At 61.1% G+C, this 23,729-nt stretch carries 23 protein-coding genes and 3 pseudogenes; 17 read left to right on the plus strand and 9 right to left on the minus strand.

Features of this window, described 5'->3' with window-relative positions:
* The first annotated feature begins 76 nt into the window (after positions 1 to 76).
* The 5 genes from EN859_RS04470 to EN859_RS04490 are packed head-to-tail and all read left to right on the plus strand — an operon-like array spanning position 77 to position 4,744.
* Positions 77 to 1,543 carry a sugar ABC transporter ATP-binding protein gene (locus tag EN859_RS04470; RefSeq protein WP_210237680.1) on the plus strand — a complete coding sequence of 489 codons (1,467 nt, stop codon included), beginning with the start codon at positions 77 to 79 and terminating at the stop codon, positions 1,541 to 1,543.
* Positions 1,540 to 2,538 (plus strand): ABC transporter permease, encoded by a 999-nt coding sequence (locus tag EN859_RS04475; protein WP_127851713.1) that lies wholly within the window; start codon positions 1,540 to 1,542, stop codon positions 2,536 to 2,538. Before EN859_RS04470 ends, EN859_RS04475 begins: the two co-directional genes overlap by 4 nt.
* On the plus strand, positions 2,535 to 3,029 hold the full coding sequence (locus EN859_RS04480; RefSeq protein WP_127851714.1) for a VOC family protein: 495 nt from the start codon (positions 2,535 to 2,537) through the stop codon (positions 3,027 to 3,029). The genes EN859_RS04475 and EN859_RS04480 overlap by 4 nt, the downstream gene beginning before the upstream one ends.
* Positions 3,030 to 3,048: 19 nt before the next feature.
* Positions 3,049 to 4,059 carry a C-terminal binding protein gene (locus tag EN859_RS04485; RefSeq protein ID WP_127851715.1) on the plus strand — a complete coding sequence of 337 codons (1,011 nt, stop codon included), beginning with the start codon at positions 3,049 to 3,051 and terminating at the stop codon, positions 4,057 to 4,059.
* Positions 4,060 to 4,072: 13 nt separating this feature from the next.
* Positions 4,073 to 4,744 carry an RraA family protein gene (locus EN859_RS04490; RefSeq protein ID WP_127851716.1) on the plus strand — a complete coding sequence of 224 codons (672 nt, stop codon included), beginning with the start codon at positions 4,073 to 4,075 and terminating at the stop codon, positions 4,742 to 4,744.
* Positions 4,745 to 5,072: 328 nt separating this feature from the next.
* On the opposite strand, the gene EN859_RS04500 is transcribed toward EN859_RS04490, so the two are convergent.
* The gene (locus tag EN859_RS04500; RefSeq protein ID WP_189501698.1) at positions 5,073 to 5,399 is read right to left on the minus strand and encodes an antibiotic biosynthesis monooxygenase family protein; all 327 of its coding nucleotides are present in this window, start codon (positions 5,397 to 5,399) and stop codon (positions 5,073 to 5,075) included.
* A 945-nt stretch (positions 5,400 to 6,344) separates the two neighbouring features.
* Between EN859_RS04500 and EN859_RS04510 the strand changes: the two are divergent.
* Positions 6,345 to 6,836, plus strand: a pseudogene (locus EN859_RS04510) (response regulator transcription factor); the annotation flags it as partial.
* A 20-nt stretch (positions 6,837 to 6,856) separates the two neighbouring features.
* On the opposite strand, the gene EN859_RS04515 reads toward EN859_RS04510, so the two are convergent.
* A complete protein-coding gene (locus EN859_RS04515) occupies positions 6,857 to 7,294 on the minus strand; it encodes a hypothetical protein (RefSeq protein ID WP_127851718.1) in 438 nt (145 codons plus the stop codon).
* A 388-nt stretch (positions 7,295 to 7,682) separates the two neighbouring features.
* Between EN859_RS04515 and EN859_RS04520 the strand changes: the two genes are divergently transcribed.
* Positions 7,683 to 7,877, plus strand: coding sequence for an ATP-binding cassette domain-containing protein (locus tag EN859_RS04520; protein ID WP_245525478.1), 195 nt, complete (start codon positions 7,683 to 7,685; stop codon positions 7,875 to 7,877).
* On the opposite strand, the pseudogene EN859_RS40435 reads toward EN859_RS04520, so the two are convergent.
* Positions 7,833 to 7,979: pseudogene (locus EN859_RS40435) on the minus strand (cation:dicarboxylase symporter family transporter); the annotation flags it as partial. The gene EN859_RS04520 and the pseudogene EN859_RS40435 sit on opposite strands and share 45 nt — an antisense overlap.
* A 127-nt stretch (positions 7,980 to 8,106) precedes the next feature.
* Between EN859_RS40435 and EN859_RS04530 the strand changes: the two are divergent.
* The 9 genes from EN859_RS04530 to EN859_RS04575 all read left to right on the plus strand — a co-directional run bounded on the left by EN859_RS04530 (position 8,107) and on the right by EN859_RS04575 (position 17,582).
* Positions 8,107 to 9,093, plus strand: coding sequence for an ABC transporter substrate-binding protein (locus EN859_RS04530; protein ID WP_127851719.1), 987 nt, complete (start codon positions 8,107 to 8,109; stop codon positions 9,091 to 9,093).
* A 76-nt stretch (positions 9,094 to 9,169) separates the two neighbouring features.
* Positions 9,170 to 10,324, plus strand: a complete 1,155-nt coding sequence (locus tag EN859_RS04535) for an ABC transporter permease (protein ID WP_245525468.1) — start codon at positions 9,170 to 9,172, stop codon at positions 10,322 to 10,324.
* Positions 10,321 to 11,085: an ATP-binding cassette domain-containing protein gene (locus tag EN859_RS04540; protein WP_127851720.1), complete on the plus strand. Its 765-nt coding sequence runs from the start codon at positions 10,321 to 10,323 to the stop codon at positions 11,083 to 11,085. The genes EN859_RS04535 and EN859_RS04540 overlap by 4 nt, the downstream gene beginning before the upstream one ends.
* A 503-nt stretch (positions 11,086 to 11,588) precedes the next feature.
* Positions 11,589 to 12,845, plus strand: a complete 1,257-nt coding sequence (locus EN859_RS04550) for an ABC transporter substrate-binding protein (RefSeq protein WP_127851722.1) — start codon at positions 11,589 to 11,591, stop codon at positions 12,843 to 12,845.
* A gap of 155 nt (positions 12,846 to 13,000) precedes the next feature.
* Positions 13,001 to 13,906, plus strand: a complete 906-nt coding sequence (locus EN859_RS04555; protein ID WP_127851723.1) for a sugar ABC transporter permease — start codon at positions 13,001 to 13,003, stop codon at positions 13,904 to 13,906.
* Between the two features lie 7 nt (positions 13,907 to 13,913).
* Complete coding sequence (locus EN859_RS04560) at positions 13,914 to 14,762, plus strand: carbohydrate ABC transporter permease (protein ID WP_127851724.1); 849 nt, start codon at positions 13,914 to 13,916, stop codon at positions 14,760 to 14,762.
* A gap of 3 nt (positions 14,763 to 14,765) precedes the next feature.
* Positions 14,766 to 15,830 (plus strand): ABC transporter ATP-binding protein, encoded by a 1,065-nt coding sequence (locus EN859_RS04565; RefSeq protein WP_127851725.1) that lies wholly within the window; start codon positions 14,766 to 14,768, stop codon positions 15,828 to 15,830.
* A gap of 1 nt (position 15,831) precedes the next feature.
* The gene (locus tag EN859_RS04570; RefSeq protein WP_127851726.1) at positions 15,832 to 16,584 is read left to right on the plus strand and encodes an SUMF1/EgtB/PvdO family nonheme iron enzyme; all 753 of its coding nucleotides are present in this window, start codon (positions 15,832 to 15,834) and stop codon (positions 16,582 to 16,584) included.
* Positions 16,563 to 17,582: a ScyD/ScyE family protein gene (locus EN859_RS04575; protein WP_127851727.1), complete on the plus strand. Its 1,020-nt coding sequence runs from the start codon at positions 16,563 to 16,565 to the stop codon at positions 17,580 to 17,582. Before EN859_RS04570 ends, EN859_RS04575 begins: the two co-directional genes overlap by 22 nt.
* A gap of 15 nt (positions 17,583 to 17,597) precedes the next feature.
* Here the strand turns inward: EN859_RS04575 and EN859_RS39050 are convergent.
* The 6 genes and pseudogenes from EN859_RS39050 to EN859_RS04605 all read right to left on the minus strand — a co-directional run.
* Positions 17,598 to 17,684 (minus strand): annotated as a pseudogene (locus EN859_RS39050) (formate dehydrogenase); the annotation flags it as partial.
* Positions 17,657 to 17,860, minus strand: coding sequence for a hypothetical protein (locus EN859_RS04585; protein ID WP_127851728.1), 204 nt, complete (start codon positions 17,858 to 17,860; stop codon positions 17,657 to 17,659). The pseudogene EN859_RS39050 and the gene EN859_RS04585, both read right to left, overlap by 28 nt.
* A gap of 82 nt (positions 17,861 to 17,942) precedes the next feature.
* Positions 17,943 to 19,043, minus strand: coding sequence for a LacI family DNA-binding transcriptional regulator (locus tag EN859_RS04590; protein ID WP_127851729.1), 1,101 nt, complete (start codon positions 19,041 to 19,043; stop codon positions 17,943 to 17,945).
* A 110-nt stretch (positions 19,044 to 19,153) separates the two neighbouring features.
* A complete protein-coding gene (locus EN859_RS40195) occupies positions 19,154 to 20,683 on the minus strand; it encodes an amino acid ABC transporter permease/ATP-binding protein (protein WP_127851730.1) in 1,530 nt (509 codons plus the stop codon).
* 75 nt (positions 20,684 to 20,758) lie between these two features.
* On the minus strand, positions 20,759 to 21,595 hold the full coding sequence (locus EN859_RS04600) for an ABC transporter substrate-binding protein (RefSeq protein WP_127851731.1): 837 nt from the start codon (positions 21,593 to 21,595) through the stop codon (positions 20,759 to 20,761).
* A gap of 161 nt (positions 21,596 to 21,756) precedes the next feature.
* Entirely contained in the window at positions 21,757 to 22,623 is an 867-nt protein-coding gene (locus EN859_RS04605; protein WP_127851732.1) for a PfkB family carbohydrate kinase, read from the minus strand.
* Positions 22,624 to 22,726: 103 nt separating this feature from the next.
* Here EN859_RS04605 and EN859_RS04610 point away from each other — a divergent pair, with 103 nt between their 5' ends.
* On the plus strand, positions 22,727 to 23,728 hold the full coding sequence (locus tag EN859_RS04610; protein WP_127851733.1) for an SIS domain-containing protein: 1,002 nt from the start codon (positions 22,727 to 22,729) through the stop codon (positions 23,726 to 23,728).
* Position 23,729 lies beyond the last annotated feature (1 nt).

Genomic DNA, 23,729 nt, shown 5'->3' on the forward strand with positions numbered 1-23,729 from the left:
GACCACTCGGTCGGGCGAAGCTAGGATCGCGTGGAGAGCTATGGAAGAGAGCGTTCCCGTCTGGGAGCTGAGGAACGTGACCAAGCGTTTCCCCGGCGTTGTGGCGAACGATTCCGTGTCGCTCAGCCTCGTTGCCGGGCGGATTCACGGCCTGCTCGGCGAGAATGGCTGCGGCAAGTCCACGCTTGTCAAGGTGCTGTGCGGGGTGCATCAGCCCGATTCGGGCGAGATCCTGTGTGCGGGCCGGCCGGTCGTGCTTGCCGACCCGATCGCCGCGCGGCGCGCAGGGATCGCCACGGTCTTTCAGGAGTTCTCGCTCGTCCAAACGCTATCGGTCGCGGAGAACATCTATCTCGGCCGGCTTCCGCGAAACCGATGGCGGATAGACTGGCCGGCAATGCGCGAGGGAGCCCGGCGCGTGCTTGGCCGCATCCACGTCGCGATCGACCCGGACGCGATCGTGGGCGAACTCTCAACCGCCGGCCAGCAAGTCGTGGAGATCGCCAAGGCGATCGCGGCCAACGCCTCGATGATCATTCTCGACGAGCCGACCACCGCCCTCGGCCCCGACGAGATCGCCGAGCTTCATCGCCTTCTCCTGCGCCTCAGGGACGATGGCAGGATCATCCTCTACATCTCGCATCGCCTGGACGAGGTCGTTGAACTCGTCGACGAAGCAACGATCCTCAAGGATGGGCGCGTGGTATCGAACGCAGCGGAAACGCCGGTCGAGATCAGGGCCATTGTCCGTAAGATGGTCGGCCGCGTCGAGGAACACTTTCCCAAGGCGGCGAATGCCACGGGTGACGCCCTCCTCGACGTGCGCTCCATCCACACCAGCAACCGCGTCGCCGGCGCTAGCTTTACGGTTGGCCGCGGCGAGGTCTTCGGCCTTGGCGGCGTGCTCGGCTCCGGCCGCACCGAAATCGCCCGCGCCCTGTTCGGGGTCGATGTGCTTCGGCAAGGCGAAATCCGGCTTCGCGGCAAATCGCTCAAGCTTCTGTCCTCGCGCGACGCGATCGCCGCCGGGATCGCGCTTGTGCCGGAGAATCGAAAATCCGACGGGCTCTTCTTCAATTTCAGTGGGCTCGAGAACATCTCGATCGCCGGGCTCGGCCGGATCACGCACCGAGCCATGCTCGATCACGCCCGCGAACGACGCCTTACCCACGGCCTGATCCAGAGCCTCAGAATCACGCCGACTGCCGGGACGGCGCTGGTCGGCGAGCTTTCTGGCGGCAACCAACAGAAGATCGTGATTGCCCGGTGGCTGTTCGCGGAGGCCGAGCTTTTCGTTCTCGACGAGCCGACCCAAGGTATCGATGTCGGCGCCAAGATCGCTGTGTATCAGCTCGTCAACGAGCTTACAGCTGCCGGCAAGGGCGTCATCCTGATCAGCTCCGACTATGACGAGCTGCTCGCGATGAGCGACCGGATCGGCATTGTAAGCCGCGGAAGGATCGTCGCAATCCGCGATGCCAGGAGCCTCGACAAGGCCGACCTGGTCAAGGCCTCCGCCGACCAAGAGGAGCTTGCCGCATGAAGCGGTTGGTGAGCAACCAGATCGTCGGTCCGCTTGCTGCCCTTCTCCTGGTGGCTGTCGTCGTGGCGCTCACCACCAACCGCTTTCTCGATGTCGGCAATCTGTCCAACCTCATTCTGCAGGTGAGCATCGTTGCGATCGTTGCGATCGGCTCGACCATCGTGATCTTCACCGGCGGCATCGACCTTTCCCCCGGTTCGGCCATCGCATTGATGACTATGGTTTTCGCTATGACGATCAAATTCGGGGGCGTGCCGCTGCCGTTCGCGGTTCTGCTCGTCCTTCTGATCGGCGTGTTCCTTGGCGCCGTGAACGGCGTCCTCACCGCCTACTTTCGTATCCCGTCGTTCATCACCACGCTCGCGGCACTCTCGGCGTTCCGTGGCAGCGCCTTTATGTTCAACAACGGCTCGCCGGTATTCTCTGTGCACCCGAAGCTTGAGCCGATCTTCTACGGCTCGCTCCTCGGGGTGCCACTGCCGCTCTTCTACGTTATCGGCCTCTACGCACTCGCCTTCTTCGTCATGCGCTACACCGCCTTCGGCCGCACGATCTACGCGGTCGGCGGTAACCCGCAAGCGGCGGCGCTCTCCGGGCTCAATGTCGCCCGCACGCGCTTCCTTGCCTTCGTCATTGCCGGCGCGATGGCGGCAGTCGGCGCTGTGCTTATGGCCGCACGGCTCAATTCCGGCTCGCCCAATTATGGCGTCGGGATGGAGCTATCGGCGATCGCCGCCGCAGTGATTGGCGGCGCAAGTCTCGCCGGCGGTCGCGGCCAGATCGTGAGCACCGTGATCGGCGCGCTTACCATCGTCATCGTCCAGAACGCGCTCAACCTTAACGCCGTGCCGGCGTCGGCCCAGAACGTCATCATCGGCGCCATCATCGTGACCGCGGTCGGCGTCGACATGTGGCGCGGTGAGATCGGTCGCGCACTCGCCTTCATCGTCGGCGCGCTCACCTCGCCAGGACAAAAAGGAAAGGTAGATCAATGACCGCCATAACCTTTTCCCACGTCGGCATCACCGTGCCCGACCTCGAAAAAGCAGTCGAGTTCTACTCGATGGCCTTCGACTGTTATGTGATCATGGGTCCGACCAGGGTCAGCCAGGACGACAGCGCTATCGGCCAGATGTGCGACGACGTCTTCGGAGCCGGCTGGGGAAGTTTCCGGATCGCCCACCTCTCGACCGGCGACGGCATCGGCATCGAGCTCTTCGAGTTCCCCAAAACCCGTCCGGAGGAGCGGCCCTTCGAATATTGGCGTCCGGGCATCTTCCACATCTGCTTGCAGGACCAGCATCTCGAAGAGCGCGTCAAGCGCATCGAGTCCCTCGGCGGCCGCCAGCGGATGAGCCAGGTCCGCTCCTACTATCCCGGTGAAAAGCCTTACCGCATGGTTTATTGCGAGGATCCCTTCGGCAACATCATCGAGCTCTACAGCCATTCCTACGAGCTCACCTATTCGGCCGGCGCCTATGTCTGAGGCGCGGGAGGGAAGTGGCATGGCGGCACACCCCAAGGTCGTCATCACCGACTACGATTACGGCAATCTGGATATCGAACGGGCCGTACTGGACGCAGTCGGCGCGCGCGTCGTGGGGCTCCAGGCCAAGTCGGAGGAGGAACTGGCTGCCGAGACGGTCGACTGCGACGCGGTGATGAACCAGTATGCCCGCATCGGCGCGAAAACGATCGAACGCATGCAGAGCTGCCGTGTGATCGCGCGCTATGGCGTCGGTGTCGACATCGTCGATGTCGACGCGGCGACCGCCAAGGGCATCCTTGTCACCAATGTCCGCGACTATTGCACAGACGAGGTCGCCGACCATGCGATCGGGCTATGGCTCGCGCTCGCCCGCAAGCTTTTTCAATACAACGTCGCGACCCATGAAGGGATCTGGCGTTGGCAGACCGGGCAACCGATCCATCGGTTGAAGGGGCGCACGATGGGCATTGTATCCTTCGGCAAGATCGGCCAGGCGATTGCCGAGCGCGCCAAAGGCTTCGGCGTCGATATCCTCGTTTACGATCCTTACATCGAGGAGGGCGTCGCCGAGGCGAGAGGCGCGCGCCGCGTCGGCAAGGCAGAGATCCTCCAAAACTCCGACTTTCTGATGATGCAGGTGCCGATCACCCCCGAGACCCGGCATTTCCTGGGCGCGGCGGAATTCCGCCAGGTGAAGAAGGGGGCAATTATAGTGAATACCGGCCGCGGTCCAACCATCGACAACCGCGCGCTCTATCGGGCGCTGACCGAAGGCCGCATCGCCGGCGCCGGCCTGGATGATCCTGAAGAGGAGCCGGCCAAGCTCGCCAAGTGGAACCCAAGCGGCAATCCGCTGTTCTCGCTCCCCAACGTCATCGTGACGCCCCACACGGCGTACTATTCCGAAGAGTCGATCCGGGTTGCCCGCGAAACCGCCGCGTCTGAAGTCGCGCGCGTGCTGACCGGCGGCATGCCGCTCAACCCGGTTAACGCAGTAGAGCTGACGCGAACGCCGGCTCGAAGATAAGGAAGGTCATGCAATGCTCAAGGTTTTCAACGATTTCAAGCGGCAGCCGGCGCTGCTTGCAAAATTCGATGAGGTCGCCAAATGCTATAGCGCCTCATGCGTCTTTGCCGACGCGCAATACCGTCAGGGCGTGATGGATTCGGAGATCAAGCCGCCGTTTCCGGCGAAAATCGTCGGCCAGGCTCTCACGGTCCAGCTCTCTCCGGGAGACCTCGTTGACCCGCTCAGGGCAATCGAGATGGGCAGGGATGGTGACATCATCGTCGTCGACGCGGGCGGCGACCGGCAGACCTCGGTGTGCGGCGGGCTGATGGGCGGGCTCGCCAGGAACCGCGGCATTCGCGGCATGATCATCGATGGCTCCGGCCGCGACATCGACGAGCTTGAGGCGATCGGCTGGCCGATCTGGACCCGCGCCATCACGGCGCGAGGCACGCACACAATGTTTTCAGGCCGAAAGGATGAGCTCTCGATCAACGTGCCAATTCAATGCGGCGGCGTACGGATCAGTCCCGGCGATTTTGTGGTCGCCGACACGATCGGCGTGACCGTCGTGCCGATAGCCAGCGCCGAAACCGTCGTGGAGCTCGCGCGCGAACAGGCAGCGCGTGAACAGAAGACCCGCGAATGGGTCGCCCAAGGCAAAACACTCGAAGAGCTGCTTAACGAGTTCGGTCGTCTTTGAGACCGAGGATCTTTTCGCGTCCGGCCGGCCCCTATATGCTTGTCCTATGGCGACGCCGTTTGCCCGTGAACGGCGAGAGACGCATCGATATCGGCACGTAAACCGATCACCAGCGGTATCATCAATTATCTTGGCCCGTTCCGGATGTCTTGATGCAATCCGAACGAAAAATTCACCATTGCGGAGATGCCGAACAACGCGGCGGCCGAGAAACCCGGTTCCACCGAACACGCTGACGACGCGATGGTTCATGGCAGCCATGGCTTAGACTTTGTCAGCTCATGTCGACCGTCTCGACCCGGCGGTTCAGGTCACGTGGACGGCACGCCTACTGACCACTATCTATCACTTGGGCTACCTCGTACAGATTGGGATCGATCTCGTCCGTCAACTGATCGAAATGACCCCACTCCTTGCGGAATTCCGGCGATTGATGAGCCGACCGTAGCAGATCGCGATTCTGCCATTGGACGTAGTTGACGATGCGCCGCCCGTCGAGGCTGCGATGCAGGCTGATTGAGATGAAGCCAGGCTGGCGCGCCATAAAGCGCGCTCGCTCGATCATGACCGACAATGCCTCGGCCTGCTTGTCCGGTTCGGAATCGACGATGGTGATTTGGGTCACGTGCTGGTTGTCGGCTCGGATCTGTGTCATAGGGACCTCGCTAGATTGGCAGTTGGATGAGCTGGCCGAGTTTGGGAATGGCGATGCCAAGTAGTCTCTCGGCCGGAAGGCAGAACGCATGCTCTTGGTTCATCGGCGCGACGTAATCGAGCCGGTTGAAGTAGGGCGGCGAGTCTCACGGAATCCGCCCAGTGGCCAACACGTGGCGGAATAGCAGGAGGCAACGATGGATTTCAACGACAGGCGTCTCTGGTACGGCGTGGCAGTAGCGATCGTAGTATTGCTCGTCATTGCGTATGCGGCTGGCTGGCTTGGCGGCACACCACCACCAGCGCCGCCACAGTGAGAGCGATCATGACCTGGATGGACCCAAGCAGGTTCACGACCCTGTCACGCCCCTGATGGTTTCGCTGGGCATGTCGTTCGCGCAGCAATCGTTTGAAGCCGCAGCGGCAGAAGCCCTCCTAATGTATCGGGCAAGCCTTCGTGCATCCGAAGATGTCGAAGCCAAGCTGCACAGGGTTCACTACGGCCAGCGAGCGGCTCCGATCCAAATGAATTTGACGAACTGCGGGCCGCATATCTTCGCTCATTTGAGCCTGCTCCGTGCCAGTCGAAGCGTCCTTGCGGCGTTAATCGACAACTCGGCTACATTCCGGCGAATTGGCGAAACCGGGCAACCTGGCGTTCGGTCGCGATGGCTCCAATGACATTGACGCAAATGCGGTCTGGTGGAGCTCCGTAGCGAGCGTGCGGGAGAGATTACCAGGTTGGTGACATTCAAAATTTCAGTTCCTCCATGTGTCGCATGGCCTTGGCGAGGTCATCGTCTTCACGGCAGCAATGGGTGCCAGCAGTCATGACATCTCGCGCCGTCGGCTTGCGGCCATCAAAACCATCCTCTGCCGTTCCTTTGCAATCCTGTTCAACATAAGCGGGCAAGATCATCGATCCCGGCGTTGCCGACGAAATCAGGAACTCGTATCCGAGTCCGGCTTGACACCGGTGGTGATCCTCGGTGAAGCGGATGATCTCACACAAGTCCTCAAAGCGCTCGAATGTGGCACGTACGGCTATATTCCAGTCTCGGTCGGCATCGAAATATGCGTCAAGGATCAATCTGGCATTGGCAGGGGGCATTTTCGTGCCGGCAAGCAGCGTGTTTGCCAAGCAGAAGACAATCGACTCCGTCAGACCAGACCGTTGTCCCACAACTGACATATTCACACCGCGTCAGACGACGGTCGCGGATGCTCTCCGACGGGGCAAGGCAAACAAGATCATTGCCTATGAGCTCAACCTTCGTGAAAGCACGGTGAAGGTCATATCGGCAACATAATGCGGAAACTGAAGGCCATAAATCGTACCGGGGTCGCCTACAAGATGAGGGACCTTTTGCCGCTCAAATACGCCACCCTTGTTCTTTACGGCGGTCCGCCGGCTCAGACGAGCCCGCTTCAACAATGATGCCGCGAAACGTCGCCGGCTTATCCGACGAACGCCTCACGAATCCGAGCGAACATGCCGGGCTGTCTCCCTGCAATCGCCGCACGGACGTGACGGGCGGCCGTTACGGCGTTCACCGTCGCGCCGAAATGACAATAGCAGATGATCTCATGCAATTGCCTGTCGGTCAGTTCGAAGAACCGCTTCGCTTCGCCGTAGTTGTCGTTTTCCAACCCGGCGGCACGGAGAACAGGATCCTCGAAAGCGACTGAGATCGGCGAGCCGTCGCCGCGCATGGCCCCGCGTGCTGTAACCGGCTGATACTCGGTCTGGTGCAGCGTCGAGAGGCACCGGTCAGGGTTCCGTTCAAGGAGCTCCGCCCAGCGTTCAAGACGTTCGCTGCGCGACATGGCCTGGCGCGGACAGGCCTGATCGATCTCGGCGACGATCTGCAGTTGCTCGATCGTCTGGTGTTTCATTTTGGCCTCCTATTCGAACGATAGTCGGTCCACCCATATCCTTCTTATACCTGCAGCCAGCGTGACTCCAACCGATCGTGAAGTCCAATCACGATGATGCTGGGAGGGCTCCGCTCACGAAAATACGGAGGCCTCGCAAGGGTTCGGCCAGTTCAATTGGCGAACGCGGTCAACAAGCGCGGCTGCTCGCCGCCCCCTACCATGGCGGCTAAAAAGGTCGCCCGAAATTCGATATGCCAAGAGCAGCGATATCCGCATCTCGGGCACAAGCAGAACGTGATCGACCTTATGCACCGCTGGATGCAGGAGGGAGAAACGAGTGATAGAACTGAACCTGGCCGAGCGCCCGCCAGAAAAGGACTACCGGCACATCGTGCGCCTCGAGGGGGTGCAGAAATTCTTCGGCGCAATCCAGGCGGTCCGCGACATCGATTTTTCGGTCGGCAGGAATGAAATTGTCGGACTGATCGGCGACAACGGCGCGGGAAAGTCCACGCTCATCCGTGACCGGGAGCTCAACCTCGCCGAATATTCGGTGCGTGATGAACCCAGCGCCGGTAGCGCCAGCCGTGCCTTTGGATGAGAGCATCGCGACAAGCAGCAGAAGGATCTGGTCACCAATCGAAAGGTGGATGTTGGTCGCCTGCGCGATGAACAGGCAGCCAACCTCATGTAGATGTGGCCCAGCCTTTTCGCCGCCAACGGACAGTCGTCGTTTGCAAGCGATTCAGCACCTGCTAAAATTGCCAAAACTTCAGCGACGATCTGGTGAGCGTCGGCTGAGCATCAAAGGTCAACTCGGGAGGTGAAAAATGTCCAAGAGACAGCTTTGCCTTGCACTGATCACAGTGCTGGCTCTCGCGGCAGCTCCGCAGGCTGCTGCCGCACAACACAAGGTCAAGATCGGCTTTCTGCCTGGCGTCGTCGATCCTTTCTATCAGGTGATGCAGATTGGCGTTGAGGCTGCGGCGACGGACCTCGGCGTCGAGGTCGTGACGCAGATCCCGCAGACGTGGGGCGTCGAGGCCCAGACGCCGATTTTGGACGCCATGGTGGCGCGCGGCGACCTCGACTACATCGTGACCGCGCCGACTGACAAGGACCAGATGATCGGTCCACTCAAGGCGGCGGTCGACGCCGGTATCAAGGTCATCACCGTTGATACGTTCCTCGGCGACGGCGACTACGTGAACGGCCCGGTGACCTTCCCGATCAGCTATATCGGCTCCGACAACGTCGAAGGCGGACGCATTTCAGCCCGGGGCCTCGCCAAGGCAATCGACGGAAAGGGTATTGTCTACATCAACTCCACGAACCCGAACGTCAGCTCGGTCGAGGGTCGCGAGCAGGGCTTCAAGGAGGTGATGGAGAAGGAATTTCCAGACATCAAGGTCCTCGGGCCGGACTACAATCTCGATGACCAGAACAAGGCGACGCAACAAACCGCGGCGGTCCTCGAACGCGAACCCGACCTCGCCGGGGTGTTCGGCACCAACGTGTTCAGCGCTCAAGGCGCCGGAACGGCCGTCGTCAACGCCGGCTTGGGCGGCCACGTTCAAGTTGTCGCCTATGACGCGACGCAATTGGCAATCGAGCTGATGAACAACGGCGTCGTCTCGCTGGTATTGGCACAGAAACCGTTCGACATGGGTTACATGGCTGTGCAGTTCGCCGCGGCCGATGCTGCCGGCGTCACGAGCCTGCCGCGTCGTGTCGAGACCGGGTTCGCCATCATCGACAAGGATAACGTCAAAGACCCGGCGATTGCCCGCTTCATCTATCAGGTTCCGGCCAAATAGCGGGCGACGGTTGACTGGCCTGCCGGGAGCGGCGCTCCCGGGATTAGCTCGCGTCCGCTCATGAGGACAAGGTTTCGTGGCCCGCGTGGAAATGAAGGCGGTGGCGGAGATGGCCCCCGCAGCGCAAACCCTAACGCCGCCGAAGCGATTCGTGCTGGCGCTGAGCCGGTCCTGGGCCTGGGCTTTCCTCGCCCTGATGATCGTCTTCTTCGTCGTGACAGTACCGATCGTCAGCTTTGGCGCCGTCAATTTCCTCACCGTGCGCAACTCGCAGAACATCCTCGTCGCCATCACACCGATACTTTTGCTCGGCCTCGGCCAGACCTTCGTCATCATCGCCGCCGGCATCGACCTCTCCGTCGGTTGGGTCATGAGTCTCGCCTCGGTGTTGTCGGCGCTGGCGATCCGCGCTGTCTTCAATGCCGGACTGCCGCTTTTTCCCTCGGTCGTCGTCGGATTCCTCGCCGCGGTGGCTGGCGCCGGTGTCGTCGGTTTCGTCAATGGCGTCATCATCGCCAAGCTGAAAGTGCCGGCCTTCATCGTGACGCTGGGGAGCTCGTTCATCGTGCGTGGCGTCGCGTTGTTGATGTCCGAGAACACGACGGTGATCGGCCTGCCTCCAGGAATTCGCGCCTATGGCAATGACGCTCTCGTCTATTTCATACGCGGCGAGGCCGGCGGCCTCCATTTCCTCGCAGCGCCGGAGGTAAGCGGCGAGCTGCTCCGTCGCATGGACCGCATCCTTCCTTATCCCGTGGTGCTCACCGCCATCATTGTCGCGATCGCGATCTTCGTTTTGCGAAAGACCCAGTTCGGCCGGCACACCTACGCCATCGGCGGCAATGTCGAGGCGGCCATCCGCACCGGCATCCCGGTCGACCGCCATATCATCTCGCTCTACATCCTCTCCTCCGCAACGGCCGGTATCGCCGGTTTCCTGTCGACACTCCGCTTCACTGCCGGCTCGGCGGTGATCGGCGATGCGTTGCTTCTCTCCTCGATTGCCGCCGTCATCATTGGCGGCGTCAGCCTGTTCGGCGGCGCCGGAAGCGTGATGGGCACCGTCATCGGCGCTTTGATCATCGCAGTGCTAACTACCGGTCTTGTCATGCTGAACGTCGAGGCGTTCTGGCAATTCATCGTCGTTGGCGTTGTCGTGATCGTCGCCGTTCTGATCGACCAGTCGCGAGACCTGATTATCGGCCGGGCGACACGAGGGCCGCCGACGTGACGGAGCCTGTCCTTTCGATCAGGAAGCTGACTAAGCGCTTCGGCGGCCTTGTGGCCGTCGACGACGTAAGCTGGGATGTCTACCCTGGCGAGGTCGTTGCTCTGCTCGGCGACAACGGCGCCGGCAAGTCGACCCTTATCAAGTGCGTGTCGGGCGTTTATCAGCCGGACGAAGGCGAGATCTGCTTCGAGGGCCGGCTCAGCCATTTTGCCCGCCCGATGGATGCGCGCCGGCAAGGCATCGAGACGATCTATCAGGACTTGGCGCTCGCCAACAATCTCGATGTCAGCGCCAATATCTTCCTTGGGCGCGAAGCGAAGAAGCGCTACCTCGCCGGCCTCATCCGGACGCTCGACGAGCAGATGATGCTTCGGGAGTCCCGGGCGGCGCTGGAGTCGCTCGCGATCCAATTCCCGAGCCTCACGCAGCCGATCGAGAGCCTGTCCGGCGGACAACGTCAGGCCGTCGCAATCGCTCGCGCCGTCTATTGGGACGCCCGGTTGATGATCATGGACGAGCCGACCAACAATCTCGGCGTTCCCGAGCAGCACAAGGTCCTGGAGCTCATCAGGAAGCTGCGGGACCAGGGGGTCCCCGTCATCCTGATCACGCACACGCTGCCCGATGTTTTCGCGGTCTCAGACCGCCTCATGGTGATGCGCAGGGGGCACAAAGTGACGGAGAAGCGGACGACGGAGACGCATACTGAGGAACTTGTGCAATACATGGTGGGCGCCCTGGACGATACGCGCGTACAATAGATGGCGGCGCTCGATGTACTGGAAGAGATGACACCGAAGAGTGACACGAACACAACGCGCCCCAGCGGGGGAAGCGCTCAAGCACGGCCATCAGTGCGAACGATACGTCTTCGTCGCGGATAGGAAGCGGTTCGTTGCGAACAACGGTGCGCTCCTGGCCGCTGCCGCCACCGCGGGGACCGACAATCTCGTACTGACCCGACCGGGGCGTATTCGTCACACCGTGGAGCCCGCATCCACTTCAACTGAAGCAGCCAAGATGTTAAAATGGTATGCAGCGCACCTCGGTGCACCTACGGGAGATGTGGGTTGTGACGACCCACGAGTTGCCCCGCAGTATTGATGCTTTGGCGGTCCAAGTGGCCCCCTGCGCCGTTCGTACCCCCCTTTCAAACGTTGCCGTCTGCGACGGAGCGCTCGCGCGCTTCGTAAGCGGTCAAACGCGTGCGAGCGGTTCTGGCACCGGCCGCCCGACGGGCTGGAGCGGAAAAGGGAGGAATAAGATGGTCAGAAGATTTCTTTTCTCCGTGGTCTTCGCGCTGTCGTCGCTGATGGCGACGCACGCGTGGGCCGACATAACCGTGCTCGTTCCCTCGGGAAGCGAGGGCGACGGCCTGAGAGCCGCTGCCGCCGACTATGCCAAGCTGAAGGGCACCAAAGTCGAGATCGTCCAGGCTCCCTACAGCAACGTCTTCGAACAGGCGGCCAATGCCGGCCAGACAAAATCGGGCGCCTTCGACATCGTTCTGATGGACGATCCGTGGATTCCGTTCTTCGCGGAAAACGGGCATCTTGAGGATCTGACGCCCTATTTCAAGAAGGCCGGGCTCGAAGGACCGGACAGCGACTTCCTGTCGAAATCCCTGGCGGTCTGCCGCAATCCTTACAACAAGGGGCCCTACGTGTGCCTGCCCTATGTGGGAAACGCGCAGATGTTCTTCTATGACGCCGCCAAGTTCAAGGAAGCAGGCGTTGAGGCACCGAAGACGTGGGACGACGTGCTGAAGGCAGCCAAGGCGCTCTCCGAAAAAGGCGGCGGCCGCTATTTCGGCTACGTTTTCCGGGGCGGCCAGGGCAACCCCGTCGTCGCCGACTTCATGCCGATCTTCTGGTCCTATGGCGCCGACATGTTCAACGCTGACCGGACAAAAGTGACGATCGACACGCCCGAAGGTGCGGCCGCGATGAAGACCTTCATGGCCCTGCGCGACGTCTCGCCGAAGGGTGTCGAGAGCTACAACGCCAATGAGGTCGGCCAGGCGCTGGCGGCGGGCACCGCAGCCTCGTCGATCAACTGGCCGAACTGGGTCGCGACCTTCGAAGATCCCAGCCAGTCGAAGATGGTCGGCAAGATCTCTTACTCGCCGATCCCGGCGGGCACCAAACCGGGCAGCTCGGAAATCGGCCACTGGACGATGGGCATCATGGCCGCTGCGAAGAACAAGCAGGAGGCCTTCGACTTCATGCTGTGGGCGACCTCACCGGAACAGATGAAAATCTCGGCCCAGCGCGGCAACCCGCCGGTGCGCAAGTCGATCTTCACTGATCCCAGCCTGACCGGCCAGGAAAAATTCCGGCATTATCCAGTGCTCATGCAAGCGATCGAAGCCTCGACGCCGCGTCCGCGTCATCCGAAATGGCCCGAGATCGAGAACGCGTTCGGGATCGAGCTTTCCAAAGCTGTAGCTGGCACCGAAACGCCGGAGGAGGCGCTGAAGAGATCCCAGGCTGCGGTCGAAGAGATAACCGGCATCAAGTAGCTGGCCGCATATGGTGAATTGAAGTGGAGCGGTATCCGGTGATGCTGCTCCATTTTGCCGGATCAGCTCTCCGGGCAAGCACGAGCGCGTACGCGCCGGTTTGGATCTCGGGTTCGCCATGCTATGATTGATTGATATGACGGATAGAACTTCCGATGACCGTCTCTATCGGTGCGAAGTTCGAAAATTCGTTCGAGCGGTGGTTTGAGCGCCACCTCCGGGTATTGATGCTTGCGCCAGCTATGCTCGTGCTCCTGGCGCTCACGATATTCCCGTCGATCTACATGATCATTGCGGCGGCAACGCGGATCAGCCCGAATCCAGACCTGCCCTGGCAATTTGCCGGCGCTGACAATTTTCTGCGGCTTCTCACCGACGAGCAGTTTCACGTCGGCTTGTGGAACACGCTGGTGTTCACCGTCTTCGCTGTCGGCACCGAGTTCCTTTTTGGCCTCGGCCTCGCCTTGCTGCTCGACCGATACATCCGGCGCTTGAATTTCCTGAAAACGATCCTGATGCTGCCGATGATGCTGCCGCCGGTTGCGGTCGCGATCACCTGGAAGCTCATCTACGAGCCGCAATTCGGCGTGCTCAACGAGATCATGTTCCGGCTCGGCCTGCCCCTCCAAGCTTGGGCCGGCGACGTCCGACTGGCTATGTTCTCCGTGATCGTCGCCGACGTTTGGCAATGGACGCCGTTCATGTTCCTGCTGATGCTTGCCGGGCTCGCCAGCCTGCCGGACGAGCCGTACGAGGCGGCGGCGATTGACGGCGCCTCCGCCTGGCGGCAGTTCTGGGATCTGACGCTGCCGTTCCTGAAGCCGGTCATCGCCATCGCGCTGCTGTTACGCATCATGGACGCGCTGCGGCTCTTTGACCTCGTCTTCATCTTGACCGGCGGCGGCCCCGCCGACCGGACCAAGACGCTCAGTCTCTATATTTACCAAGTGGCGTACCGCTTCGCCGACCCCAGCTATGCGGCCGCCATCTCGCTTTTCGTGCTGTTCACGACCGTCGCGTTCAGCACCTGGTTCATCAAGCGCATGCGGCTTGCCGACTAGAGGACCTATGGCGCACCGCCGAAAGAGTATCGGAATCCAGCGCATCGCCGCCTATGCGGCGATCGCCGTAGCGCTCGTGGTCACCCTCTTCCCGGTCTACTGGATCGCGGCCAACTCGTTCAAATACGACATCGACATCTTCTCGATACCGCCGCAATGGGTCCCCGCCAATCCGACGTCGAAGCATTACCACGCCGCCTTCGTCGAGCGGCCCTTCCTAATCTACGCATTGAACAGCCTGATCATCGCGGTCTCGACGACGCTTGTCTCGGTCGTCTTCGGCTCCCTGGCCGGCTATGCGCTCGCCCGTTTCCAGTATCCGGGCAGATGGCGCTACCAGATCTCGTTCTGGATCCTGTCGACGCGCATGATGCCACCCATCGTGACGATCATCCCGCTCTACATCGCCTTCAACCATCTCAGCATGCTGAACACGAAGCCTGCGGTGATCATCGCCTATACGGCGTTCAACCTGCCTTTCGCAACCTGGATGATGAAGAGCTACTTCCAGGACCTGCCGGTCGAGCTCGAGGAGGCGGCGATGGTCGACGGCGACACGCGATGGGGCGCGTTCCTGCATGTCGCTTTGCCGCTCGCCCGTCCTGGGCTGGCGGCCACAGCCATCTTTTGCCTGATCATTTCGTGGAACGAGTTCCTGCTCGCCCTCATCCTGACCCTGACCGAACGATCGCAGACGCTACCGATCGGCATTGCCGGGCGCGTCACGCAGTACAACACCTATTGGGGCGAAATCAGCGCCGCCGGCTTCACCGCCTGCATCCCGATCATGATCTTCGCCTTCGTCGTCCAGAAACACCTGGTTCGCGGCATCTCGTTCGGCGCGGTCAAGGGGTGAGCCATGGCCTCGGTCGTCTTCCAGGACGTGGTCAAGAAGTTCGGCACCTTCACCGCGGTCAGCGACCTCAATCTTGAGGTGCGCGACAAGGAGTTTCTCGTCCTACTCGGACCTTCGGGCTGCGGCAAGACCACGACCATGCGCATGGTAGCCGGCCTCGAGGAGGTTACGGCCGGAGAGATCTTCATCGGCAGCGACCCGGTCAACGACGTGCTGCCGAAATATCGCGACGTCGCGATGGTCTTCCAGTCCTACGCGCTCTACCCCCACCTCAGCGTCGCCGATAACATCGGCTACCCCTTGAAGATCCGCAAGGTGCCGCAGGACAAGATGCGCCAGATGGTCATGGAGGTGGCGCGCCGCGTCGAGCTCGACGGCCTGCTCGACCGGCTGCCGAAGCAACTCTCCGGCGGGCAGCGCCAGCGCGTCGCGCTGGCCCGCGCCATCATCCGCACACCAAAGGTCTTCTTGATGGACGAGCCGCTGTCCAATCTCGACGCCAAGCTGCGGGTCCAGATGCGGGCCGAACTCAAGCACCTCCAGCACGAGCTACAGGTGACGACGATCTACGTCACCCACGACCAGATCGAGGCGATGACCCTCGCTCACCGGGTGGCGGTGATGAACAAGGGCGTGATCGAGCAGCTCGGCACGCCGAAGGAGATCTACAACGACCCGCGCACTCTTTTCGTCGCGGGCTTCATCGGTTCGCCGCCGATGAACCTGATCGACGGTGAGGTCAAGGACGGGGTCTTCACGAGCTTCGGCGGCGTCAGGGTCGACGGCCTCGGGAGCGCGACCGTTGCGAGCGCTGTACTGGGCGTCCGCCCGGAGGACATCCACGTCCTTCCTGCCGGAAGCGAAAAGACCAATATCGTGGCCCCGATCTATTCGGTCGAACTGACCGGCGAAAGCACGCTGGTCACCCTGCGCGCCGGAGCGGCGTTGCTCACTGTTCGCGCCGACAAGAATTTTGTGGGCGACTTTGATCAGATGGTGGAGGCCGGCTTTGCGCCCGGACGGGTGTTCCTGTTTGATCGCCAGAGCCAGGACCGTGTTGACTTCTAGGATGCTCCTCGCCGTCGCGGCACTCCTGTGTACCGGAGGCGCCGCGGCAGGCGAGGATGTCATTGCGGACAATCCGCTTGTCGAAATATCGGGAGGCCCGTTCGTCTTCGGCAACGACACGGGCGATGAAAACGAGCGGCCGCGACATGTCGTCGAAGGCCAGGCCTTCGCCATGAACCAGACCGAGATCACCAACGCGCAATACCGCCGCTTCGTCGCGGCGACGGGACATCGCGCCGCTTTCTACGACCGGCATCCGGCCCTCGGCCTGCCTGACCACCCGGTCGTCGGCGTCAGCTTTGCCGATGCAGAGGCGTTCTGCGCCCATTATGGCCTGAAGTTGCCGTCCGAGCAGGAATACGAACGCGCGGCGCGCGGGCCGCAGGGAGCACACTTCCCCTGGGGTGATGCGCCGGTCGACGCGACACGCGCCAATTTTGGACGCGGCGCCTGCTGCGACGAGGACGCCAGCGACGGTCATGACATGACCGCACCCGCCCGGTCGTTCCCACTTGGGGCGAGCAGGGAGGGCCTGCTCAACCTCGTCGGCAACGTGTGGGAATGGACCCGCGACTTTTATGCACCCTACGGCGGCCAAGCGCTGCCCGAAATCGCCGGAAAGTATCGGGTGCTTCGCGGTGGCGCGTGGAACAGCGACCCCACCCGCCTGAGCACGACCCGCCGGCTTGCCTATGACCCTGATTTTCGCTTCGCCGCCAACGGAGGCTTTCGATGCGTACGCTCACCGGATTGATTGCCCTTTCGCTCATGGCGATCGCAACACAAGGGTCAGCGGAGCCGAAGGCAGCGTCGGGATACGAAGTCGAAATCGTGCGAAAGCCGGGGGCGATCTTTGCCGGCCTTGTACGCGACGGCGATGCGCTTCTGGTGACCGACCTCGCCGACGGCCGCCTCTACAGGCGCTCCCCAGACGGCCGTTTCACCGCTTTCGGGCCGGTCCTGCCGCATGGCACCGACGTCATGGGCGACCCGACCGGGCCCTATCGAGTCGAGCGCCATGGCAACGGCTATCTCGTCGCCCAGGGCTGGACGCCGGCGGACCATGACGAGGACTCCAACGACCACGCAATGCTCGAGGTCGACGAGGGCGCCGTCACGAGGGTCGTCAGCAACGACTTCTGGAACCCGTACGACTTCGCCTTGTCGGGCGACACGCTCTATGTCGTCGACGCCGCGCGGAACTCCGTCGAACGCCTTCTGGCCGACGGGAGCGACCGGACGCAGCTTTTCGCCTTTGCCCGGCTGAGCACCAGCGGCCAGGCCCTAACGGCCCTGTCGCCGACCGAGTTCGGCGACAAGCAAAAATACGACTTCGACGCGGTTCCGACCGGCATCGCCGTGCACGGCGGCCGGCTTTACGTTTCCCTGTTCGGCGGATTTCCCTTCGTTGCCGGCAGCGGCCGTATCGTCTCGCTGCCGCAGGCCGGCCAAACAAGCAGCGCCCGCATCGAGGCCGTCGGCTTAAATGCTCCGGTCGATGTCGTCTTCGATACGAAGGGCGGGATGCTGGTCCTAGAGCACGGCACTTTCGATCAGTCGGATGGCTGGGCTTCTGGCAGCGGCAGGCTTCTCGGGTTAGACCTCGTCTCAGGAAAAAGGCAGGTGCTTCTCGATGGGCTGACCCGACCGGTCGACGTGCTCCCCTTCGACAATGTCGCTATCGTCGTCTCGCAACTGGACGGGAAGCTCGTCTTTCTCAAACAGGCAGGGCCTGCCCAGCCGCACCCCTAAATATCTGTTATCGATGGCGTCGCCGGCGCTATAGGAAGGCGCACCGGCGCCGGCGCGCTTGCCGCCATCGACTCTCAGATATTCCTCGCGGATTGGCCGGCCTTCCTTTGCCGTTCGCCATAGGCCTGAGCAACACCAAGACAGGTCGCTTCACGCGCAACAACGGAGGAGATATCGGAGATTTTGATACCTGTGTAATGCTCATCGAGCCCTACCAGGCAGGAGGCGATGTCGCCATGATCATGCTGTGGGATCGACGCGGTCTTTATCCCGAGCATGACCAATAGTCAGTCCGCGACGGTTAGACTGAATGTCATGGACACGCCTGCTTCCCTTTCCGGGGACCGCAGATCATTCAGCCTACAGTTGGTCATGCACGGCAATCGAATTTCGTTCCACGAGGTGGGCCGCCAGGACACGGTGCTCGAAAGGTAACGTTGCCTCCGTTAGCCTCTTTAAGAGAAGCTCCGCCGCCGCCGCTCCGATCAAATGCGCTGGCTGCGCGATGGCGGTGAGACCCTGGGCCACGAACTGCATCCAGTCGAGGTCGTCGAAGCAAAGCAGCGAAACGTCTCCTGGAATCGCAAACTTCAGTGCGGAAGTCGCCTCCAGAACGCCTGTCGACATCACACCGTCGGCGGTAAATAGAGCGGACGGTGCATTGCGCATTGTCAGCAGATCGAGCGCTTCCTTGCGGGCTGCCTCGCTAGAATAGACCGCCACGCGGCGGATCAACCGCGGATCCGGCGTAATGCCTGCGGCGCGATGGGCTTCGAGGTAACCCAACAGCCTCTGCCAGCTTGGATGATGGTAGCGAACATCAGCACTGGAGAGATCAGCGTTCGCCACAAACGAGCCAACATCATCGCGTTGGCCTGGGCCTAGTTCCGCCAGTATACCGATGCGACTGTGTCCGGCCTCGATCATGGTCGCGATACTGCTGCGCGTTACAGACACATTGTCGACCACGACTGAATCGGTTTCCAGGCCCGGCACGATGCGGTCGAACTGCACGACGGGACAGCGGGCCGCGACTGCCTCACGAAGATGATCTGGCTCGTCGACGAAGGTCGATGAGACGATCAATCCGTCGACCTGCTTTTCCAATAGCAGCTGCACCGCCTCTCGCTCGAGTTCGGCATTTTCATCGCTATTCGTAACGATAACCCCGAAGCCGCCATGGCGCGCGACATCCCCTATTCCGCGCAGGACGCTCGCGTAGAAGGGACTTTCAATGTCGCCGACCACCACTCCGATGGTCTGCGTCTTGCCGGTGATCAAGCCCTTGGCCAGGCGATTGGGGCGATAGCCCAGCTCAGTTGCGGCGGCGCGTACCTTCTCCTGAACCTCAGGACTGCTGTAGCCGTAGTCGCCAAGCACCCGTCCCGCCGTGGCAGAGCTCACTCCGGCACGGCGAGCGACCTCGATGATGGTTGCGTTTTTCGACGATCTTTGAGTCACTCAGCAAGCCCCGCCGCGCACGCGTGCGTCGTGACGAGGAGCTAGCGGCAGTTGGGCCCGCCCCGCAAGGCAGAACAGCGCAGTACTCGCCGTTGCGCACACCATTGCAATCACAGCACCTCGGACAGAAAGCGACGAAGACGTGGGCTTTGCGGATTGTCGAAAAGGTCCGCTGGTCGTCCTGCCTCGACAATTCGTCCCTCATCCATGAATACGACTTGGTTCGCAACCTTGCGAGCGAAGTTCATCTCGTGCGTAACGACCACCATCGTCATCCCGCCCCGTCCGAGATCGGCCATCAAGTTCAGGACACCTTTCACCAATTCCGGATCGAGAGCACTGGTGACTTCGTCGAACAGCATAACCTCGGGTTCGAGGGCCAGCGCGCGCGCGATAGCCACCCGCTGCTGTTGTCCGCCCGAAAGATTTGCCGGCCTATGGTCTTTGCGCTCCAGTAGTCCGACTTCATGCAGCCTCGCCAAGGCCGCGCCCTCAGCCTCCTCGCGCGACATACGTTTTACTTTGCGCAGCGCCAGGGTGATGTTGGCGAGCGCGCTGCGGTCGGGGAACAAGTTGAATTGCTGGAAAACCATGCCAACCCGCCGCCGGAGTTGATCAGGGGTCTGCCTGTAGATGCTGTCGCCATCGAGAAGAATGTCACCGGCTCGACACTCTACGAGGCGGTTGAGGCAGCGCAGCAAGGTTGACTTGCCCGAGCCGGACGGCCCGATCAGGCAGGTGACCGTCCCAGGCTCCACTTTCAGACTGACGTTATGGAGCACCTGGACGGCGCCGTAGGCCATGTCGATATTCTTGACCTCAATACCGCCGCCCTTGAAGCGTGTGGGCGCTGCTGCGGGCAACGTCGCTGCGCCCGGCACGACGGCTTCGGCAAGCTCGGCGACCTCCTTGAGGCCGCTCTGCACAGCGGTGATACGTTTGCCAACGCGCATGCGCGTGTCGATGTAATTGACGAGGTGGGTTAGCGGTACCGTGATCACGAGATAGAACACGCCGGCCAGCAACAGCGGTGACAAGTTGCCGGTCAGCACGGCCTGGTCTTGGCCGACGCGGAACAGTTCGCGTTCGGAGGCGAGAAGGCCAAGAAAGTAAACAAGACTGGAATCTTTGACATTGCCGATGAACTGGTTGACCAGTGCAGGCAGGACGCGGCGGATGCCTTGCGGGATCACCACCAAGCGCATGCCTTGGCCATATGTCATGCCGAGAGTGCGGGTGGCGTCGATCTGACCACGCTCGACGCTCTGAATGCCGGCGCGGAAAATCTCTCCGATGTAGGCGCCGGCAATCAGGCTGAGTGCCAGAATGCCCAGCGGGTAAGGCGATGGACCGAACAGATCTCGGCCCAACCGCGCGAAGCCTTGGCCAATGATCAGGATCGTGACAATGGCGGGCAGCCCACGGAAGATATCGGTGTAGACTCGCGCAAGGAGTTTCAGCGGCCGGTTCTCGGAAATCCCCATGACCGCCAGAACGATACCGATCAGCGTCCCGAAAAACGTCGAGGCGAGGGCCAGGACCAGGGTGTTCTTGAGGCCGACCATCACCATGTTTGGCAGAACTTCTGCCATCGCCTGGAAATCAAGGAAGCTGCGCGTGAAGGTATCGAACCAGCTCATATCAAGTCCATCTATAACTCGGCCGGGCACCGTTGCTCACGGGCCCGGCCGGAACGATAACGGATACGCGCGAATTTATTTCTTGGGCAGATATTGATCCGGCATCGGAGTGCCTGGGAACCATTTTTCGTGCAGCCGTTTCCAGGTGCCATCGTCCATGGCCTCGTGCAGCCCTTTGTTCAGCGCCTCGCGGAAGGCGTCGTTACCCTTCTTGACCACGAACCCGGCTGGCGCATCGAAGGACGGCACATTCATTGTTATCTTCAGGTTTTTGTAGCGCTCCACGTACTGCTTGGCCGATTCATAGTCGGTGAAATGGCCATCGATCGTCCCATTGTTCAGCGCCGCCACCGCGGTGTTGTTGTCGGGGAATTTGACGATGTCGCCCTTCAGATTCTTCTCGGCATAGATTTCCTGCAGCGTTCCCTGGATCACGCCGATACGCTTTCCGGCGGTGCTCTCATTGCTCGTCAGAGCTGGATCCGCCGAAATGATCGAAAGGTAGCCCGCGAGATAGCCATCGCCAAAATCCACGGTCTTCTTGCGCTCCGCGGTCGTGCCAATGGCGGCGACGGCGACGTCGAAGCGGCCGTTGGCGACGGATGGCAGCAGGGCCGAGAATTCCTGGCCGGTGAAAACGACCTGCTCCTCCTTGAACCCGAGCCGGCGCGCCACGTCGCGGAAGAGTTCAGCGTCGAAGCCGGTGAAATTGCCGTTGGCGTCGGTGAAGACATAGGGTTTCGCATCGCCCATCGTCCCGACACTGATCACCGCAGGGTCGATGAGATTGTAGGGATTGTCGGCCGCCTCTGCCTGCGTTGATGCAGCCAACGTGCTAAGTCCTGTTACCAGGGCGATAGTCAGCGCCAGACCGCATTTCACCAGTTGGCGCCTGCTTGAATTCGTTTGCATGTCTTCTCCTCTTACGATTGGCCGAACCCGGCCTGCGGTCCCACTCGACGTCTAATCCATCAAAACGCTCTTAGGCGGCGTTCAGCTAGATGAATGAGAACGTTATCACTTTATCTAGCATTGTCCGTTTCTCGCGTCAATTGTTCCGGAGAATTTCGCAGCTAGGCCGTTTTCTCATCTTGAACGTGCCGCGCTCCGCGGAGGATCTCCGGCGTCATCTTTCCTATATCGATTGCTGACGCATGGCCGATCGCCCCGTAGTACTGGCAGGTAGCGGCCGCTGCCTCTGCGGCATGGTCGAGGATGTCCTGAGGCGCCTCTTCCTTAAGCAGGCCGAATAGCGTTCTGGCGATGAAGGTGTCGCCCGCGCCAAGGGTGTCGACAGGTTCGACCAGCCGCGCCGGCGTGCGGTAGGAGACGGAGTCGCTGTGAAGCACGGCGCCGGCTCGACCACGAGTCACCAAAACCCACTTTGAACCACATGCAAGCAGTTCGGATGCGATTGCAGCCAATTCATTTTCGTCGAGACCGGCACCCGAGACGGACGCCAGATAGCAATAGCGCCCAATCTCGCGTCGGTGTTCCGGCTCTCGCCGTGTGGAAAAATCGTAAGATAACAGTGATTTACTCGATACCGCGGCAACCCACGGGTCTAACCCGCTGGATTGGCCGATGTGGACGGCCTGAAAGCTCGAGAGAAAATTCAGATCTTCTTGCGTCGGCGTGAACATCGAGACGCCGAGGTCGAAGTCCAGGAAGATCCGATCAGCGTTTCGGTGGCCAATGAGGCAGTAAGCGGTCGACCCTTCGAGGCGCCGCAATCGGGTGACGTCCACGCGCTCCGACGCCAGTGCGGCGTGGATCAAGTCCCCGGCCCGGTCTTTGCCGATCGCTCCAACATAGGCCGACTGCCCTCCGAAGCGGCTCACATAGACCGAGACGTTGAGGCAGTTTCCGCCAGGAAACATCTCGCCGCGAGCAAGATAACAATCGACCACGTTATCGCCCATCATGGCAATCTTGACCATTGCATGACTTTCAGTTTAAAGGATGTGATAACGTTCGCACAAATTGCTAGTGTCTGTCAATTGTGCGCCTGCCCTAAGCTCTGCCAACGAGATGAGGAAGCTCATGATATCCGCCCTGCCCGCCGACGTAGAACGCGCCCTGACCGCTACGGCGGGCAGGCGGTTTTCGCACCTGTTTCTCGTGGCGTGCGGCGGCTCGCTCTCGATCATGATGGCAGGCAAATACTTCGTCGACCGTCACAGTGGCACATTCGCCTGCGACATCTACAACGCGGATGAGTTCGTCTGCCGAGATCCGATGCGGTTGGGACCTGACACGCTCGTTGTCCTTTGCTCGCAGACAGGAACCACCAAGGAGACCGTGCGGGCGGCCAATCACGCAAGAGATCGAGGCGCAACGACGGTCGGCATGACGCTCGACCAAATCTCGCCCCTCGCGCAGGCGGTCGACCACTCAGTTGCTTACCTGGCCTCCTACACGACGGGCAAAGCGATTGATGCAGCGTACAGCAATTACGGCGTACTCTACATGTTGCTCGCTGGCCTGATTGATGCCCACGAGAAAGCTGGGCTGACCGCTGATTTGCTAATCAGTCTCGGCAATCTTCAACCGGCCATTGAGCGAGCACACCGGACCTATGCCGACCGGTTCCAGGCCTTCGCCCCTCGCTTCGCGCCTCAAAGGGCAATCTACACGCTAGCCAGCGGTGCCAACTACGGTGCGGCCTATTCCTACGCCATCTGTGTGTTGATGGAGATGCAATGGTACGACTCGCAGGCGATACACGCGAACGAATTCTTTCACGGCCCATTCGAGGTGGTGGATAGGGATGCTTGCTTCGTTGTTTTGCTGGGTCTGGACGAAACACGAAACCTGTCCGAACGTGCCCGCGATTTCCTTTTCAAATACGGCAGCCCGGAGAACATCCTCCTGCTCGACGCAGCAGAACTCGACCTGACCGGCATGGTCGATCGCCTCAAGCCGTATCTGGTGCCCTTGGTCTTCTTCGATACTTTGTGGCGCTTTGCCTACAAGCTGGCTGAGTTGCGCAATCAGCCGATGCTGGAAGGCCGACGCTACATGAAGAAGCTGACTGACTATTAGA

The organism is Mesorhizobium sp. M00.F.Ca.ET.216.01.1.1 (assembly GCF_004010325.2).
Lineage (GTDB): Bacteria > Pseudomonadota > Alphaproteobacteria > Rhizobiales > Rhizobiaceae > Mesorhizobium.

Bases quoted from the DNA above. Each gene is read 5' to 3' on its own strand.
- EN859_RS04585 (WP_127851728.1), bottom strand. From the start codon at position 17,860: ATGCTCGGGATAAAGACCGCGTCGATCCCACAGCATGATCATGGCGAC.
- EN859_RS04560 (WP_127851724.1), top strand. From the start codon at position 13,914: ATGGCGCACCGCCGAAAGAGTATCGGAATCCAGCGCATCGCCGCCTAT.
- EN859_RS04550 (WP_127851722.1), top strand. From the start codon at position 11,589: ATGGTCAGAAGATTTCTTTTCTCCGTGGTCTTCGCGCTGTCGTCGCTG.
- EN859_RS04500 (WP_189501698.1), bottom strand. From the start codon at position 5,399: ATGACACAGATCCGAGCCGACAACCAGCACGTGACCCAAATCACCATC.
- EN859_RS04490 (WP_127851716.1), top strand. From the start codon at position 4,073: ATGCTCAAGGTTTTCAACGATTTCAAGCGGCAGCCGGCGCTGCTTGCA.
- EN859_RS04555 (WP_127851723.1), top strand. From the start codon at position 13,001: ATGACCGTCTCTATCGGTGCGAAGTTCGAAAATTCGTTCGAGCGGTGG.
- EN859_RS04600 (WP_127851731.1), bottom strand. From the start codon at position 21,595: ATGCAAACGAATTCAAGCAGGCGCCAACTGGTGAAATGCGGTCTGGCG.
- EN859_RS04475 (WP_127851713.1), top strand. From the start codon at position 1,540: ATGAAGCGGTTGGTGAGCAACCAGATCGTCGGTCCGCTTGCTGCCCTT.
- EN859_RS04570 (WP_127851726.1), top strand. From the start codon at position 15,832: ATGCTCCTCGCCGTCGCGGCACTCCTGTGTACCGGAGGCGCCGCGGCA.
- EN859_RS04480 (WP_127851714.1), top strand. From the start codon at position 2,535: ATGACCGCCATAACCTTTTCCCACGTCGGCATCACCGTGCCCGACCTC.
- EN859_RS04575 (WP_127851727.1), top strand. From the start codon at position 16,563: ATGCGTACGCTCACCGGATTGATTGCCCTTTCGCTCATGGCGATCGCA.
- EN859_RS04485 (WP_127851715.1), top strand. From the start codon at position 3,049: ATGGCGGCACACCCCAAGGTCGTCATCACCGACTACGATTACGGCAAT.
- EN859_RS04515 (WP_127851718.1), bottom strand. From the start codon at position 7,294: ATGAAACACCAGACGATCGAGCAACTGCAGATCGTCGCCGAGATCGAT.
- EN859_RS40195 (WP_127851730.1), bottom strand. From the start codon at position 20,683: ATGAGCTGGTTCGATACCTTCACGCGCAGCTTCCTTGATTTCCAGGCG.
- EN859_RS04565 (WP_127851725.1), top strand. From the start codon at position 14,766: ATGGCCTCGGTCGTCTTCCAGGACGTGGTCAAGAAGTTCGGCACCTTC.
- EN859_RS04610 (WP_127851733.1), top strand. From the start codon at position 22,727: ATGATATCCGCCCTGCCCGCCGACGTAGAACGCGCCCTGACCGCTACG.
- EN859_RS04605 (WP_127851732.1), bottom strand. From the start codon at position 22,623: ATGGTCAAGATTGCCATGATGGGCGATAACGTGGTCGATTGTTATCTT.
- EN859_RS04530 (WP_127851719.1), top strand. From the start codon at position 8,107: ATGTCCAAGAGACAGCTTTGCCTTGCACTGATCACAGTGCTGGCTCTC.